Raw genomic sequence first — 14,789 nt, 5'->3', positions numbered from 1 at the left:
GCCGAAATCGACCCCGTCAGGGGAAGTCGTAGGTAGTGGGTGGCCGCTTCCGGCTGCTGGCGATTGCCGTACCCGGTTCAAGCGGCTCGGGCTACATTACGCACCTTCCAGGGACGCGTCAACTTGAGCGGCGCCTCGGTGCATGGGCCCGATAAGGGCTCACGGTGGGGTCGTTGGCGATCCAGTAGCGCCAGGGATGGATGTCGCCGTCACCGCCCTCGCCGGCGACTCCGGTGCGCGGACCGTTGCGTACCTGGTCGGAGGGGGCGGGGGTGCCGGTCAGAATCCGCAACGGGGTCTCTCCGGCGGCGCACGCGTCCGTGCCGTCCAGGGCCCGGTCGACACCAAGGGCGGTGGCCAGCCGGGCCGGCCCTTTGGCCAGTTCTCTGTCATATCGGGCCGAAAGTCGACGTTTGCGGGCGAGTTCGGCGCCTTCGACGATCTCGCCGGCCCGGAGCAGGACCGCGCACGCGGTGCCCTCGGGACCGCAGACCAGGTTCATGCAGAACCACATGCCGTAGGTGAAGTAGACGTACACATGTCCGGGCGGACCGAACATCACGTCGTTGCGGGGGGTGCGACCGCGATAGGCGTGCGAACCGGGGTCGTTCGGGCCGTCGTAGGCCTCCACCTCTGTGAGGCGCACCGCGATCGGGCCGTCCGGGGTGGTGCGGACGAGGATGCGGCCGAGGAGGTCGGGGGCGACCTCCAGTACAGGGCGGTCGAAGAAGCTTCTGCGGAGTGGCGTACGGTCCGGGGGCGCGATCATGGCGTCCGAGCCTAGTCCAGACCGATGACGCCAAGGACTGGTCAAGGATTCGTCTGCTTGCCAGGGTGTGGGCCGGAACCGGTGGTGACCGGATCGCGTTTGTAGGGATCAAGGGTCCGTCCGTACGTAGTAGGCAGTAGTAGAGGAGAGTCATGGGGTTCAAGAAGCTGCTCGCGAGCCTGGGGGCCGGCGGGGCGTCCGTCGAGACGGTGCTCACCGAGGTGAACGTCGTACCGGGCGGTGTCGTCCAGGGCGAGGTGCGGATCCAGGGCGGCTCGGTGAACCAGGAGATCCAGGGACTGTCCGTGGGGCTCCAGGCGCGGGTCGAGGTGGAGAGCGGCGACGAGGAGTACAAGCAGAACATCGGCTTCGGCAAGACGCGGCTCGGCGGTGCCTTCGAGCTGCAGGCCGGGGCCGTGCACGCGGTGCCGTTCGGGCTGGAGATCCCGTGGGAGACGCCCGTCACGATGATCGACGGGCAGGCGCTGCGCGGGATGCACATCGGGGTGACCACCGAGCTGGAGATCGCGCGTGCCGTCGACTCCGGGGACCTGGACCCGATCAACGTGCATCCGCTGCCGGCGCAGAAGGCGATCCTGGACGCCTTCATCCAGCTGGGCTTCCGGTTCAAGAACGCGGACCTGGAGAAGGGGCACATCCGGGGGACGCGGCAGACGCTGCCGTTCTACCAGGAGGTGGAGTTCCACCCGCCGTCCCAGTACCGGGGGCTGAACCAGGTCGAGCTGAGCTTCGTGGCGGACGCGCACGCCATGGACGTCATCCTCGAAATGGACAAGAAGCCGGGGCTGTTCAGCGAGGGCAGTGACACCTTCCGGTCATTCCAGGTGGGTCTGCACGACTTCCACGGGACCGACTGGGCGGCTTATCTCAACCAGTGGCTGTCCGAGGTCGGCAGCAAGCGCAACTGGTTCTAGGCTCGGGAACTGCGGATTCCGTAACGGGTTCCGTAATCGATCAGTATCGATCAGGAGGTACCGAGGTGACCGAGCTCAAGCGGCGGCCTCTCCCCCATGACTTCCATCCGCCCGTCCCGTCGTTCACGGTGACGAGCGAGGACATCGAGGAAGGGGCGACGCTCAAGGACGCTCAGGTCTACGCCAAGGGCAACACCTCACCGCAGCTGCGGTGGGAGGGTTTCCCGGCCGGGACCAAGAGCTTCGCCGTGACCTGCTACGACCCGGACGCCCCGACGGGCAGCGGGTTCTGGCACTGGGTCCTGTTCGACATCCCGGTCTCGGTGACCGAGCTGCCGGCGGGCGCGGGCAGCGGCAAGTTCGAGGGGCTGCCCGAGGGCGCGGTCCAGGTGCGCAACGACTACGGGTCGAAGGACTTCGGCGGTGCCGCGCCGCCGCCCGGGGACGGGCCGCACCGGTACGTCTTCACGGTGTACGCGGTGGACCAGGAGAAGCTCGGTCCGGACGCCGACGTGTCGCCGGCCGTCGTCGGGTTCAACCTGCGGTTCCACGCGCTCGCGCGGGCGCAGCTCATCGGGGAGTACGAGAACCCCGAGCAAGGCTGACGCCGCGCGCGAAATCAGCTGAGCGTTCATTGAACGTTTGCCCGCCCCTGGTCATGGAAGTGATCAGGGGCGGGCAGTTTTTATTGCGTTGTCCATCTCGGCGCGCCCGTCCAGAGTTGATCCAAGCCCGCCGGGGGTGGGCAGGTGCACATGGGAGGTGGGCTGGATGCGTGACACGCTGGTGCTGAACGCGAGCTTCGAGCCGCTGTCTACGGTGACGTTGAACCGCGCCGTCGTTCTGGTGCTCCAGGACAAGGCCGTCGTCGAGCAGGCCCACCCCGAGCTGCGCATGCGCGGTGCCGAGGTGGACATACCTGCGCCTCGGGTCATAAGGCTGTGCAGGTACGTACGGGTGCCCTTTCGGAGACAGGCGCCGTGGTCGCGGCGGGGGGTGCTGGTCAGGGACCGGCACCGGTGCGCGTACTGCGGGCAGCGGGCGACGACCGTGGACCATGTGGTGCCGCGGGCTCAGGGTGGTGCCGACTCCTGGCTGAACACGGTGGCGTCGTGCGCGGAGGACAATCACCGGAAGGCGGACCGGACGCCGGAGCAGGCGGGTATGCCGTTGCTTCGGAAGCCGTTCGAGCCCTCGCCGCAGGATGCGATGCTGTTGGCGATGGGGGCCGAGGATCTGGCGACGTTGCCTGAGTGGCTCTCGGGGGATGTGGCGGCCGCCTAGTCGTCCGCCTGGCCGGGCCCGTCGTGCGGCTGTGGCTGTGTGGGGGCTTGTCGTGCAGTTCCCCGCGCCCCCCGAGAAGGGTGGGCGCGGGGAACGTCTGCTTGTGAGTGGCCCTAGTCGATGTTCGGCCTCTCGCGGCGTTCCTGCTGTGCCGGGACGTTGCCGCCGCCGTTGGAACCGCCGCCCAGGGGGCCGAAGTTGCCCATGGCGCCGGAGAGGCCCTTGAGGGCGTCGCCGATTTCGCTGGGGACGATCCAGAGCTTGTTGGCGTCGCCCTCGGCGATCTTCGGCAGCATCTGGAGGTACTGGTAGGACAGGAGCTTCTGGTCCGCGTCGCCGGCGTGGATCGCCTCGAAGACCGTACGGACCGCCTGGGCCTCGCCCTCCGCGCGCAGGGCCGCAGCCTTGGCCTCACCCTCGGCGCGCAGGATCTGGGACTGCTTCTCGCCCTCTGCGGTGAGGATCGCGGCCTGCCGCGTGCCTTCCGCCGTGAGGATCGCGGCGCGCTTGTCACGGTCGGCGCGCATCTGCTTCTCCATCGAGTCCTGGATGGAGGTCGGCGGCTCGATGGCCTTGAGTTCGACGCGGTTGACGCGGATGCCCCACTTGCCGGTGGCCTCGTCGAGGACGCCGCGCAGGGCCGCGTTGATCTCCTCGCGGGAGGTCAGGGTGCGCTCCAGGTCCATGCCGCCGATGATGTTGCGGAGCGTGGTGACCGTGAGCTGCTCGATGGCCTGGATGTAGCTGGCCACCTCGTAGGTGGCCGCGCGGGCGTCCGTGACCTGGTAGTAGATGACGGTGTCGATGTTCACGACCAGGTTGTCCTGGGTGATCACCGGCTGGGGCGGGAACGGTACGACCTGTTCACGCAGGTCGATGCGGTTGCGGATGGTGTCGATGAACGGGACCACGATGTTGAGGCCCGCGTTCAGGGTCCGCGTGTAGCGGCCGAAGCGCTCGACGATGGCGGCGCTCGCCTGTGGGATGACTTGGATCGTCTTGATCAGGGCGATGAAGACCAACACCACCAGAATGACCAGGACGATGATGACCGGTTCCATCGTCGCTCCCCGTACCCTTCTCCGCCTCGGCGCTTCGGCAGATCTTATGGTTGTTGAAGATCTTGCTGGATGAGTCTGACAGACGCACGCGCAACTCGGGGACTCTTCTGTTCAGTTGAGTCTTACGAGGTCAGATGACGATCGCGGTGGCCCCCTCGATCTCCACGACGTCGACTTCCTGACCCACTTCGTAAGCACGGCCCGGGTCGAGGGCGCGCGCCGACCAGATCTCGCCGGCGAGCTTGATCCGTCCGTCCGCGCCGCCGTCGACGCGTTCGAGTACGACGGCCTGTCTGCCCTTCAACGCGTCGACGCCGGTGGCGAGTTGGGGACGGTGGGCGGCGTGCCGGTTCGCGATGGGCCGGACGACGGCGATCAGTGCGACCGAGACGACGACGAAGACGAGCACCTGGATGACGGTGCCCGCGCCGAGGCCTGCGGTGCCTGCGGCGGCCACGGCGCCGACCGCGAACATGCCGAACTCCGGCATCGCGGTCACCACGAGCGGAATTCCGAGCGCCGCCGCGATGACGAGCCACCACACCCATGCGTCGATGCTGTTCACACAGTCATGGTAGGGCCGGGGGTGCCGACCACGACAGTGTGCTTTGCCGGGTCAGGGACCGTCAGTTCCGGTCAGGACAGGGGCAGTCCGTGGGCGGTCCAGCGGTCGCCGAGCTGCTCGACGACGAGCGGGAGGCCGAAGCAGAGGGAGAGGTTGCGGGAGGTGAGTTCGAGTTCCAGCGGGCCGGCGGCGAGGACCTTGCCCTGGCGGATCATCAGGACGTGGGTGAAGCCGGGGGCGATCTCCTCGACATGGTGGGTGACCATGATCATGGACGGGGCGATCGGGTCGCGGGCGAGCCGGCCGAGGCGGCGGACCAGGTCCTCGCGGCCGCCGAGGTCGAGTCCGGCGGCGGGTTCGTCGAGGAGGAGGAGCTCGGGGTCGGTCATCAGGGCGCGGGCGATCAGGGTGCGCTTGCGCTCGCCCTCGGAGAGGGTGCCGAACTTCCGGTCCACGTAGTCGGTCATGCCGAGGCGGTCCAGGAAGGCGCGGGCGCGCTGCTCGTCGACCTCGTCGTACTCCTCCTGCCAGTGGGCGGTCATGCCGTAGGCGGCGGTGAGCACGGTCTCCAGGACGGTCTGGCGCTTGGGGAGCTTCTCGGCCATGGCGACGCCGGCCATGCCGATGCGCGGGCGCAGGTCGAAGACGTCGACCTTGCCGAGGGTGTCGCCGAGGATGGTGGCGGTGCCCTTGCTGGGGAAGAGGTAGCTGGACGCGACGTTGAGGAGGGTGGTCTTGCCGGCGCCGTTGGGGCCGAGGATGACCCAGCGCTCGCCCTCCTTCACCGACCAGGAGACCTGGTCCACCAGAGCCCGGCCCTCCCGGACCACGGATACGTCCTGAAGCTCCAGAACATCGCTCATGAGCGCGTTGTCTCCCCTTGCAGTGTCGCCGTTCTCGGCTGTCGCGTACGCCTGTGGCCCGGGCCGCGGCGCCGGTGGGCGCGGCCCCCATGAAATCTACGCCACGAGCGCGCCGCTCCATTCCATCGGTCCTGTCCTTAGGGTGGGGGCATGCTCTCGGAACCGCGTTCAGGACGCCTCGCCGCTTGGGGTAATGCCCTTTTGGCCGGACTTGTCTCTCCAGATGACGCCGTGCTCGCCATCGTCGGCGAGGACGCGGTGCACCGGGTGGAGGGGCTGCCCGGTGAGGGCGCTCCGGTCGGGCTCACCCTTGCGTTGGGGCGGCTGCGGACGCTGGGGGCGACCGGGCTGCGGGTCGCGCTGCCGGCGTCGGGACATCCGCTGGGGCTGAGCGGGCCGCCGGAGTTCAACGCGCGGGCGCTGGAGGCCGAGGAGGCGGTGATCTGTCTCGGCGCCGCGGTCGGGCTGGTGCCGGAGGTCCACGAGGCCGGGCCGGCCGGTGATGTGCATGTCGAGGTGGTCTGGCACGTGCTGCCGGTGCGGGAGGCACCTCCGGCCGACGTGCCGTCGCTCGGTGAGGCGGAGCGCGAGCTGGCGGAGGCACTGCGGGACGCGACCGACGTGCTGTCGAAGCTGGACGTCGCGGGGTCGGGGCCGGTGGCGGAGGCGGCGATCGACGCGTACCGGGCGCGGGCGGAGCGGGGCCGGGAGGTGCTGGCCCCGGGGTATCCGCCGCGGGCGGTGCGGGTGCTGGAGCTGGCGCAGCGGGTGGGGCTGCTGGTCTCGCTGGCCTACGACAACGGGCACGGCGGGGCGGTGAGCGCGTCGGAGATGGCTGCGCGGTCGCTGGCACTGCGGCCGGTGGAGCGGACGGCCCGGCGCGCGCAGGTCGCGGCGTACAACTCGGTTGTGGAGGAGCGTGAGCGGGGGCGCTGAGCGCTGGGCGCTCCGCCGGCGGTGCCGCCGATGCCGTCGGTCGTCTGCGGCACCGTCGTGGCCGGTCGCGCAGTTCCTCCCCCAGCCTTCGGCCGGGGGTACCCCCCCAGCGCCCTACGGGGGGCGCTTCGCGACCGCGGACAAGCCGACGGCCTTCCGGGGGCGCCCGGAAGGCCGGAGGTCGGTGCCGCTGTGCGGCGCGGTCTCAGTGGTTGAGGCCGAGGTTGCCGAAGGCCGGGTTCAGCACGCCGATGACGTTGACGCTGTTGCCGACGACGTTGACGGGAACGTGCACCGGGGCCTGGATGACGTTGCCGGAGACGACGCCGGGAGAGCCCTGGGCGCGGCCGTCGGCGTGGGAACCGCCGGTGTGGGCGGAGGCCATCCCCGCGCCCGCGGCCACGATCCCGCCGGCCACCATCGTCACGGCCGCTGCCTTCTTCAGGTTCTTCACTTCTTGAGCCCTCCTTGGCGATCGCCACGGCGGTCGCCGCGGCACGCACTGAAGAACGGCGGCGGCCGGGCAGAGGATGCGCCGTCCGGGTGACATTCCCACGACGGTATGAATCTCAGCCCGGAAGGCGACCCTCCGGGTTGCCGTCGGTGAAGCGTTGCGGAGGGCGTTTCAGCCGGTCACGCCATGGCGAACGGCCCACAGAGCGGCCTGCGTGCGATCGGCGAGGTCGAGTTTCATCAGGATGTTCGAGACGTGCGTCTTGACGGTCTTCTCGGACAGCACCAGGGCACGCGCTATCTCCCGGTTGGAGCGGCCGTCGGCGATCAGCCCCAGCACCTCGCGCTCCCGCTCGGTGAGCGAGCCGCCCCGGCCCTGGCCGGAGGTGGCCTCCTCCTGGGTGAGCAGGGCGCCTGCCACCTCGGGCTGGAGCAGGACGTGCCCGGCGTGCACCGAGCGGATGGCGGTGGCGAGCGCGTCGGGATCGACGTCCTTGTAGACGTATCCGGCGGCGCCCGCGCGCAGGGCCGGGACCACCGTGCGCTGCTCGGTGAAGCTGGTGACGATCAGCACGCGCGCGGGGTTGTCGAGTTCGCGGAGCCTGCGCAGTGCCGCCACGCCGTCCAGGCCGGGCATCTTGACGTCCATGAGGACGACGTCGGGGGTCAGCTCCTGGGCGCGCTCGACCCCTTCGGCGCCGTCGGCGGCCTCGCCGACGACCTCGATGTCGTCCTGGACCTCCAGGAAGGTGCGCAGGCCCCGACGGACGACCTGGTGGTCGTCGACCAGCAGCACCCGGATTGCGTCAGCCACCGGGGACCTCCATCTCGATCGTGGTGCCCTTGCCGGGCGCCGATTCCACGGTCAGCGTGCCGCCGACGCCGCTCGCCCGGTCCCGCATGGAGACCAGGCCGAGGTGGCGTCCAGCGCGCCGGGTGAGGTGCGGGTCGAAGCCGCTGCCGTCGTCGGTGACCCGCAGGACGGCGCCACCGCCGCGCCGGTTCACCGTCACGTCGACGTGCTCGGCCCCGGAGTGCCGCAGGGCGTTGTGCAGTGCTTCCTGCGCGACCCGGAGCAGGGCCTCCTCCTGGGCGGCGGGCAGGGCGCGGAATCCGGCGGCGGCGAAGGTCACGCGCGCGGTGTGGGCGCGGTCGAGGACCTGGACCTGGGTGCGCAGGGTGGCGAGCAGGCCGTCCTCGTCGAGGGCGGCGGGGCGCAGCTCGACGACGGCGGCCCGCAGCTCGTCGACGGCCTCGGCGGCGAGCACGGCGACCTGCTGCAGCTCGCCCTTGGCGCGGGAGGGGTCGCGGTCGACCAGGGCGGCGGCGGCCTGGGCGGTCAGGCGGAGCGAGAAGAGCTTCTGGCTCACCGCGTCGTGCAGCTCGTGGGCGAGCCGGGAGCGCTCCTCGGCGATGGTCAGCTCGCGGCTGCGCTCGTAGAGGCGGGCGTTGGTGAGGGCGATGGCCGCATGCTGGGCGAGGATGGAGAGCAGTTCCTCGTCCTCGGCCGTGAAGCCGCAGCCGCCCTCGGGCTCGGGGCACGCGTCCTGTGCGGGGTGTGCCTCCACAGGCCTCAGCTTGTTGGCGAGGAAGAGGGCGCCGATGACCTCGTCGCCGTCCCGGATCGGCAGGCCCAGGAAGTCGGACATGTCGGGGTGGGCGGAGGGCCAGCCCTCGAAGCGGGGGTCCGTGCGGACGTCTGCCAGCCGCTCGACCTTCGCCTCGCGCAGCATGGCGGCGAGGATGCCGTGCTGGCGCGGGAGCGGGCCGATGGCCTTCCACTGGGCGTCGGTGACGCCGTCGACGACGAACTGGGCGAAGCCGCCGTGGTCGTCCGGCACCCCCAGCGCGGCGTACTGGGCGTCGAGCAGCTCACGGGCGGAGGCGACGATCGTCTTGAGGACGTCGCGCACCTCCAGGTGCCTGCTCATGGCCAGCAGCGCGGAACTCACCGCCGCCAGACCGGACCGGGGACCTTGACTCATGTCCTCACGGTACCGGCGGGGTCCGGCAGCGCGGATCGGGCCGACGGCGGCCGGGCCTGGGCCGGTGGCCGTAGGCCCGGGGACCTAGGGCCCGGGTCCCGGACCGGCGGCTTAGTCCGAAGGGCCCCGCCCGGTTGCGCCCCGCGTCCGAGGCGGCCGGGGCGGTCCGGTTCCTACGTTGGGATCACCGCCGACGCGGGCGGACGGAGCCGAGGGGACGGTTGTCATGCCGGTAGCGATCATCACGGGGGCCTCGAAGGGGCTGGGGCGGGCGCTGGCCGAGGCGCTGGCCGCGCGCGGCTGGGATCTGGTGCTGGACGCCAGGGGGGCCGGGCTGCTGAAGGAGACGGCGGAGGCCGTCGCGGGGCACGGGACACGGGTGACGGCGCTGCCCGGCGATGTCACCGACGCCGGGCACCGGGCCGGCCTGGTGGCCGCCGCACGGGAGCTGGGCGGGGTGGACCTGCTGGTGAGCAACGCCAGCGCGCTGGGCGCCGAGCCGCTGGTGCGCCTGGGCGAGCTGCCCCTGGCGGGGCTGCGCCGGGCGCTGGAGGTGAACGTGGTGGCCGCGCTGGGCCTGGTCCAGGAGGCGCTGCCGCTGTTGCGCGGCTCGGCGGCGGGCGCGGTGGTCACGGTCAGCTCGGACGCGGGCGCCGAGGCGTACGAGACCTGGGGCGGCTACGGCGCCTCGAAGGCGGCTCTGGACCAGCTGGCGGCCGTGCTCGGCGTGGAGGAACCGGGGCTTCGGGTGTGGGCGGTGGATCCCGGGGACATGGCGACCGGGCTGTACGCGGCGGCCGTACCGGACGACGGCGATCCGCGGCCGGCCCCGGAGTCGGTCGTACCGGCCTTCCTGCGGCTCCTGGAGGAGCGGCCCGCGAGCGGGCGGTACGCGGCGCCGGCTCTGGTGGAGGGGCGATGACGACGGTGGTGCGGGTGCCCGAGGAGCTGTCCGCGCGGGTGCCTGCCGAGCAGCGTGGGCCGGGTCTCGAACGGGACGCCGTGCGGCTGCTGGTGTCGCGCGGGACGGCGGTGTCGCACCACGCCTTCGCCGAGCTGCCGCCCCTGCTGCGGGCCGGGGACCTGCTGGTGGTGAACACCTCGCCGACGCTGGCGGCGGCCGTGGACGGGCGGGTCGGGCACGCGCGCGTGGTGGTGCACTTCTCCACGCGCGGGGACGACGGGCGGTGGGCGGTCGAGCTGCGGGAGCCGGACGGGAAGGGGACCACACGCGCGCGTGCGGGTACGCGCGCGGGAAGTGAGGTGCGGCTCCCCGGTGGCGGGCTGCTGTTCCTGGAGGAGCCGCTGAGCGAGCGGGGCGAGCGGCTGTGGTGGGCGCGGGCATCCGCGGACGTGCGCGGGGTGCTGCGGGAGCACGGGCGGCCCATCCGTTACTCCTATACGGACCGGGACCAGCCGCTGTCCGTGTACCAGACGGTGTTCGCGCTGCCGTCGGCGGACGGGGCGGGGAGTGCGGAGATGCCGAGTGCGGGCCGGCCCTTCACGGCGCGGCTGGTGGCGGAGCTGGTGAGCCGTGGGGTGCAGTTCGCGCCGATCAGGCTGCACACCGGGGTGTCGTCGGGGGAGGCGCACGAGCCGCCGTACGCGGAGCGGTTCGCCGTGCCGGAGGCGTCGGCGCGGCTGATCAACAACGTCAGGGCCGGTGACGGCAGGGTGGTCGCGGTGGGGACGACGGCCGTGCGGGCCGTGGAGTCGGCCGCCGGGGTCGACGGGGTGGTGCGGGCGGCGACGGGGTGGACGGAGCTCGTGGTGACGCCGGAGCGCGGGGTGCGGGTGGTGGACGGGCTGCTGACCGGGCTGCACGAGCCGGAGGCCTCGCATCTGCTGATGCTGGAGGCGGTGGCCGGGCGGCCCGCGGTCGACCGCAGCTACGAGGAGGCGCTGCGCGGTCTCTACCTCTGGCACGAGTTCGGCGACGTGCACCTCATCCTGCCGGAGGAGGACCTCACGCAGAGGATTGCGTCAGCAACTCCTGGTGAGATTGATGGGCGGCCGATGTGAGGCCGCACATAGGGCGCACATCACGTACGAACGGACATAGGAGATAAAGAGTCACGGCGCGAACGGGACAGACGTTCTAGTCTGTCCCGATTTGCCCATCTGGGCTCCACTACCGCGGTTCGTACGTCACATCTTTGCCACAGCTTTTTGCGGCCGCTAAGAATGGCTGCCGTCGCTCAGCACCGCGGGTTCCCCCGGCGGTGTTCGTGCAGGAGGAGCAGGTCTCCCCCGCGGACAACGAGCGACTCCGCGCTATTCGAAGAGGTCCACACCAATGCCCAAGCACGCCCACAGTCCCACCCTGACCAAGCACCACAAGATCGCGCTCGCCGGTGTCGCCACGCTCGGCGCCGCCGCCCTCGCCTTCTCGGCCGTGCCCAGCAGCGCCGACACGGTCGCCTCCGGCGCCCCCGAGGCGGCCGCCAGGACCGCCTACGGCACCGCACAGGTCAAGGACGTCACGGGCAAGGTCACGGACCAGCTGGCCCTGCAGAACGTCAAGGTCGAGGCCATCGCCGCCAAGAAGAAGGCCTCCGGCCACCAGCTGCACGTCGCCCACGTGAAGCAGGCCCACGCGGCCCACGTCGCCCACGTGAAGCAGGCCCGTGCGAAGAAGCTGCACGCGAAGCACCTCCACGCGGCCCACGTGAAGCACGCCGCCGCCGTCCAGCAGGCCGCCGCCAAGCGCGCCGCCCAGCAGGCCGCCAGCCGGTCCGCGCAGCGCCCGCAGATCCAGCAGGTCGCCGCGAAGACATACGGCAACAACCTCGACGGCTGGATCCGCCAGGCCCTCGACATCATGAACGCCAAGGGCATCCCGGGCTCCTACAGCGGCCTGCACCGCAACATCATGCGGGAGTCCTCCGGCAACCCGAACGCCATCAACAACTGGGACATCAACGCCATCAACGGCATCCCGTCCAAGGGCCTGCTCCAGGTCATCCCGCCGACCTTCGCGACCTACCACGTCTCCGGGACGTCCTGGAACATCTACGACCCGGTCGCCAACATCACCGCCGCCGCCAACTACGCGGCGCACCGGTACGGCACGATCGACAACGTCAACAGCGCGTACTGAGGCAGGCGCGGACCTCGGCACACACACGCCGAAGGGCGGCACCCCGTTGCGGGTGCCGCCCTTCGGCGTCGTACGGCGTTGGCAAGGACCGGCGCGTGCTACTTCCGCATGACCTCGGGCTCGTGGCGGCGCAGGAAGCGGGCCACAAGGAAGGCGCAGACCACACCGAGGGCGATCAGGGCGACCATGTCCAGGGTCCAGGCGCCGGCGGTGTGCGCCCACAGCGGGTCGTCGGGCTTGCCCTTGCCGGGCGGCGCGATCCCGTTGAAGTCCAGGGTGGCGCCCGCGGCGGCGACGGCCCAGCGCGACGGCATCAGGTACGAGAACTGGTTGACGCCGACCGTGCCGTTCAGGGCGAACAGGCAGCCGGTGAAGACGACCTGGATGATCGCGAACATGACCAGCAGCGGCATGGTCTTCTCGGAGGTCTTCACCAGGGCGGACATGACCAGGCCGAACATCATCGAGGTGAAGCCGAGCGCCATGACCGGCAGGCAGAGCTCCAGGAGCGTGAGGTGGCCGAAGACCACGCCCTCCGCCGGGATCTTCCGGCTGGCGAAGCCGATGACGCCGACCAGCAGGCCCTGCAGGAGTGTGACGACGCCGAGCACGAAGACCTTGGACATCAGGTACGCGGAGCGGGACAGGCCGGTGGCGCGTTCCCGTTCGTAGATGACCCGTTCCTTGATCAGCTCGCGGACGGAGTTCGCGGCACCGGCGAAGCAGGCGCCCACCGCCAGGATCAGCAGCACCGTGGTGGCCGTGCCGTTCGGGACGGGCTGCCCGGTCGCCGGATTGATCTCCGTGTTGACCAGCAGGTCCTTGCCCGAGTCGATGAGCAGGCTCACCGAGCCGAGGACCAGCGGCAGCACGACCGTCAGGATCAGGAAGCCCCTGTCGGAGGCGATCACCGACACGTACCGACGCACGAGGGTGACGAACTGCGACATCCAGCCCTGCGGCTTCTTCGGCTTCATCGCCTGCATCGGCGGCATCTGTACGGCCTGCGGGGCGACGGCGTCGATGTCCGCGGCGTACATCTGGTAGTGCTGCGAGCCCTTCCAGCGGCCCGCCCAGTCGTAGTCGCGGTAGTTCTCGAAGGCGGAGAAGACGTCGGCCCAGGTGTCGTAGCCGAAGAAGTTCAGCGCCTCCTCCGGCGGGCCGAAGTAGGCGACGGAGCCGCCCGGCGCCATCACCAGGAGCTTGTCGCACAGCGCCAGCTCGGCCACCGAGTGGGTGACGACGAGGACCGTGCGGCCGTCGTCGGCGAGACCGCGCAGCAGCTGCATGACATCGCGGTCCATGCCCGGGTCGAGGCCCGAGGTGGGCTCGTCGAGGAAGATCAGCGACGGCTTGGTGAGCAGCTCGAGGGCCACCGACACGCGCTTGCGCTGGCCGCCGGAGAGCGAGGTGACCTTCTTCTCCTTGTGGACGTCGAGCTTCAGCTCGCGCAGCACCTCGTCGATGCGGGCCTCGCGCTCCTCGGCCGTGGTGTCGGCGGGGAAACGCAGCTTGGCGGCGTACTTGAGGGCCTTCTTGACCGTCAGTTCCTTGTGCAGGATGTCGTCCTGCGGGACCAGACCGATGCGCTGGCGCAGCTCGGCGAACTGCTTGTACAGGTTGCGGTTGTCGTACAGCACCTCGCCCTCGTTGGCGGGGCGGTAGCCGGTGAGTGCCTTGAGCAGAGTCGACTTGCCGGATCCCGACGGGCCGATGACCGCGATCACGGACTTCTCCGGGACGCCGAAGGAGACGTCCTTGAGGATCTGCTTGCCGCCGTCGACCGTGACGGTCAGGTGACGCGCGGAGAAGGAGACCTCACCGGTGTCGACGAACTCCTCCAGCCGGTCGCCGACGATCCGGAAGGTGGAGTGGCCGACGCCCACGATGTCGTCCGCGTCGAGCAGCGCGCTGCCGCCCTTGGCGATCGGCATGCCGTTGACGTACGTGCCGTTGTGCGAGCCGAGGTCGCGGATCTCCATGCGGCCGTCGGGCATGGAGTGGAACTCGGCGTGGTGGCGCGAGACCTGCAGGTCGGAGACGACGAGTTCGTTGTCCAGGGCACGGCCGATGCGCATCACGCGACCGATGGAGAACTGGTGGAAGGTGGTCGGGCTGCGGTCGCCGTAGACCGGCGGCGCCCCCGCGCCACCACCGGAGGCCATGGCCGGAGCGCCCTGCTGCTGCGGGATCGCCGACGGGGCCTGCTGCCAGCCCTGTTGCGGAGCCGGCTGCTGCACGGCCGACGGCTGCGGGGCCGGCGGCTGGGACCAGCCCGGGCCACCCGCGCCCTGCGCCGCGAACGGCTGCTGCCGGGGCTGCGGTTGAGCGGCGGCCGCGGCGCCGGAGAGGCCCAGGCGCGGTCCGTCGTTCGCGTTGCCGAGATGAACGGCCGAGCCCGGGCCGATCTCCGAGCGCTGGACCCGGTTGTTCTGCACGAAGGTGCCGTTGGTACTGCCGTGGTCCTCGATGACCCAACTGCGGCCGTCGAAGCGGATCGTGGCGTGCCGCCAGGAGACCCTGGCGTCGTCGAACACGACGTCCCCCTGCGGATCCCGTCCGAGTGTGTATGACCTGGACGGATCGAGCGTCCAGGTGCGTCCGTTTGATTCCAGTACGAGTTCCGGCACTCCAAGCCCCATGAGTAGTCCCCCGAGTTACCCCCATCACAGGGAGTCTAGGGATGTCGAACATCGTCGGGAACTATTTCAGGCTCGGCCCTCTGACCGAAAGCCGGGCCTTGTGGCTGCCTCGGACGAACGCTTCGACTCTTTCCGTTGACGGGGTTGAAACCGGGCCGGAGAGTGGTAATCCACGCGAGGGGGACAAGCGCGGCGG

Annotated in this window: 14 protein-coding genes and 1 pseudogene; 7 read left to right on the top strand and 8 right to left on the bottom strand. The window is 70.6% G+C overall.

Annotated features, from left to right (window positions below; translation table 11 throughout):
- Window positions 1-118 precede the first annotated feature (118 nt).
- Window positions 119-769 (bottom strand): DNA-3-methyladenine glycosylase, encoded by a 651-nt coding sequence (locus BLW82_RS33425; protein WP_093504785.1) that lies wholly within the window; start codon window positions 767-769, stop codon window positions 119-121.
- 152 nt (window positions 770-921) lie between these two features.
- Between BLW82_RS33425 and BLW82_RS33420 the strand changes: the two genes are divergently transcribed.
- The 3 genes from BLW82_RS33420 (at window position 922) to BLW82_RS33410 (ending at window position 2,988) form a co-directional block, all read left to right on the top strand.
- Window positions 922-1,704, top strand: a complete 783-nt coding sequence (locus BLW82_RS33420) for a sporulation protein (protein ID WP_093504783.1) — start codon at window positions 922-924, stop codon at window positions 1,702-1,704.
- A gap of 65 nt (window positions 1,705-1,769) precedes the next feature.
- Window positions 1,770-2,309 (top strand): YbhB/YbcL family Raf kinase inhibitor-like protein, encoded by a 540-nt coding sequence (locus BLW82_RS33415; protein ID WP_093504781.1) that lies wholly within the window; start codon window positions 1,770-1,772, stop codon window positions 2,307-2,309.
- A 166-nt stretch (window positions 2,310-2,475) separates the two neighbouring features.
- Entirely contained in the window at window positions 2,476-2,988 is a 513-nt protein-coding gene (locus BLW82_RS33410; protein ID WP_093504779.1) for an HNH endonuclease, read from the top strand.
- Between the two features lie 113 nt (window positions 2,989-3,101).
- Here BLW82_RS33410 and BLW82_RS33405 read toward each other — a convergent pair whose 3' ends face one another.
- The 3 genes from BLW82_RS33405 to BLW82_RS33395 all read right to left on the bottom strand — a co-directional run bounded on the left by BLW82_RS33405 (window position 3,102) and on the right by BLW82_RS33395 (window position 5,477).
- Window positions 3,102-4,049, bottom strand: a complete 948-nt coding sequence (locus BLW82_RS33405; protein ID WP_093504777.1) for an SPFH domain-containing protein — start codon at window positions 4,047-4,049, stop codon at window positions 3,102-3,104.
- Window positions 4,050-4,179: 130 nt separating this feature from the next.
- Window positions 4,180-4,614, bottom strand: a complete 435-nt coding sequence (locus BLW82_RS33400; RefSeq protein WP_093504775.1) for an NfeD family protein — start codon at window positions 4,612-4,614, stop codon at window positions 4,180-4,182.
- Window positions 4,615-4,685: 71 nt separating this feature from the next.
- Window positions 4,686-5,477, bottom strand: coding sequence for an ABC transporter ATP-binding protein (locus tag BLW82_RS33395; protein ID WP_093504773.1), 792 nt, complete (start codon window positions 5,475-5,477; stop codon window positions 4,686-4,688).
- 150 nt (window positions 5,478-5,627) lie between these two features.
- Between BLW82_RS33395 and BLW82_RS33390 the strand changes: the two genes are divergently transcribed.
- Window positions 5,628-6,413 (top strand): hypothetical protein, encoded by a 786-nt coding sequence (locus BLW82_RS33390; RefSeq protein ID WP_093504771.1) that lies wholly within the window; start codon window positions 5,628-5,630, stop codon window positions 6,411-6,413.
- Window positions 6,414-6,618: 205 nt separating this feature from the next.
- Here the strand turns inward: BLW82_RS33390 and BLW82_RS33385 are convergent, their stop codons facing one another.
- The 3 genes from BLW82_RS33385 to BLW82_RS33375 all read right to left on the bottom strand — a co-directional run bounded on the left by BLW82_RS33385 (window position 6,619) and on the right by BLW82_RS33375 (window position 8,851).
- Complete coding sequence (locus BLW82_RS33385; protein WP_046728002.1) at window positions 6,619-6,867, bottom strand: chaplin; 249 nt, start codon at window positions 6,865-6,867, stop codon at window positions 6,619-6,621.
- A 171-nt stretch (window positions 6,868-7,038) separates the two neighbouring features.
- Complete coding sequence (locus tag BLW82_RS33380; RefSeq protein WP_093504769.1) at window positions 7,039-7,680, bottom strand: response regulator; 642 nt, start codon at window positions 7,678-7,680, stop codon at window positions 7,039-7,041.
- The gene (locus BLW82_RS33375; protein ID WP_093504768.1) at window positions 7,673-8,851 is read right to left on the bottom strand and encodes a GAF domain-containing sensor histidine kinase; all 1,179 of its coding nucleotides are present in this window, start codon (window positions 8,849-8,851) and stop codon (window positions 7,673-7,675) included. Before BLW82_RS33375 ends, BLW82_RS33380 begins: the two co-directional genes overlap by 8 nt.
- A gap of 226 nt (window positions 8,852-9,077) precedes the next feature.
- Between BLW82_RS33375 and BLW82_RS33370 the strand changes: the two genes are divergently transcribed.
- From BLW82_RS33370 to BLW82_RS33360, 3 genes and pseudogenes are all read left to right on the top strand, one after another.
- Window positions 9,078-9,773 carry an SDR family NAD(P)-dependent oxidoreductase gene (locus tag BLW82_RS33370; RefSeq protein ID WP_093504766.1) on the top strand — a complete coding sequence of 232 codons (696 nt, stop codon included), beginning with the start codon at window positions 9,078-9,080 and terminating at the stop codon, window positions 9,771-9,773.
- Window positions 9,770-10,851 (top strand): annotated as a pseudogene (locus tag BLW82_RS33365) (S-adenosylmethionine:tRNA ribosyltransferase-isomerase). The gene BLW82_RS33370 and the pseudogene BLW82_RS33365 overlap by 4 nt, the downstream one beginning before the upstream one ends.
- A 296-nt stretch (window positions 10,852-11,147) precedes the next feature.
- Window positions 11,148-11,951, top strand: coding sequence for a transglycosylase SLT domain-containing protein (locus BLW82_RS33360; protein ID WP_093504762.1), 804 nt, complete (start codon window positions 11,148-11,150; stop codon window positions 11,949-11,951).
- 98 nt (window positions 11,952-12,049) lie between these two features.
- On the opposite strand, the gene BLW82_RS33355 is transcribed toward BLW82_RS33360, so the two are convergent.
- On the bottom strand, window positions 12,050-14,581 hold the full coding sequence (locus tag BLW82_RS33355) for an ABC transporter ATP-binding protein/permease (protein ID WP_093504760.1): 2,532 nt from the start codon (window positions 14,579-14,581) through the stop codon (window positions 12,050-12,052).
- Window positions 14,582-14,789: the final 208 nt, after the last annotated feature.

The sequence above is a fragment of the Streptomyces sp. Ag109_O5-10 genome (genome assembly GCF_900105755.1).
Lineage (GTDB): Bacteria > Actinomycetota > Actinomycetes > Streptomycetales > Streptomycetaceae > Streptomyces.
This window is presented reverse-complemented; position numbering and strand designations above follow the sequence as displayed.

Excerpts from the sequence above, each read along its gene's own strand:
- BLW82_RS33425 (WP_093504785.1), bottom strand. The coding sequence starts at position 769 with ATGATCGCGCCCCCGGACCGTACGCCACTCCGCAGAAGCTTCTTCGAC.
- BLW82_RS33420 (WP_093504783.1), top strand. The coding sequence starts at position 922 with ATGGGGTTCAAGAAGCTGCTCGCGAGCCTGGGGGCCGGCGGGGCGTCC.
- BLW82_RS33410 (WP_093504779.1), top strand. The coding sequence starts at position 2,476 with ATGCGTGACACGCTGGTGCTGAACGCGAGCTTCGAGCCGCTGTCTACG.
- BLW82_RS33405 (WP_093504777.1), bottom strand. The coding sequence starts at position 4,049 with ATGGAACCGGTCATCATCGTCCTGGTCATTCTGGTGGTGTTGGTCTTC.
- BLW82_RS33395 (WP_093504773.1), bottom strand. The coding sequence starts at position 5,477 with ATGAGCGATGTTCTGGAGCTTCAGGACGTATCCGTGGTCCGGGAGGGC.
- BLW82_RS33390 (WP_093504771.1), top strand. The coding sequence starts at position 5,628 with ATGCTCTCGGAACCGCGTTCAGGACGCCTCGCCGCTTGGGGTAATGCC.
- BLW82_RS33375 (WP_093504768.1), bottom strand. The coding sequence starts at position 8,851 with ATGAGTCAAGGTCCCCGGTCCGGTCTGGCGGCGGTGAGTTCCGCGCTG.
- BLW82_RS33370 (WP_093504766.1), top strand. The coding sequence starts at position 9,078 with ATGCCGGTAGCGATCATCACGGGGGCCTCGAAGGGGCTGGGGCGGGCG.
- BLW82_RS33360 (WP_093504762.1), top strand. The coding sequence starts at position 11,148 with ATGCCCAAGCACGCCCACAGTCCCACCCTGACCAAGCACCACAAGATC.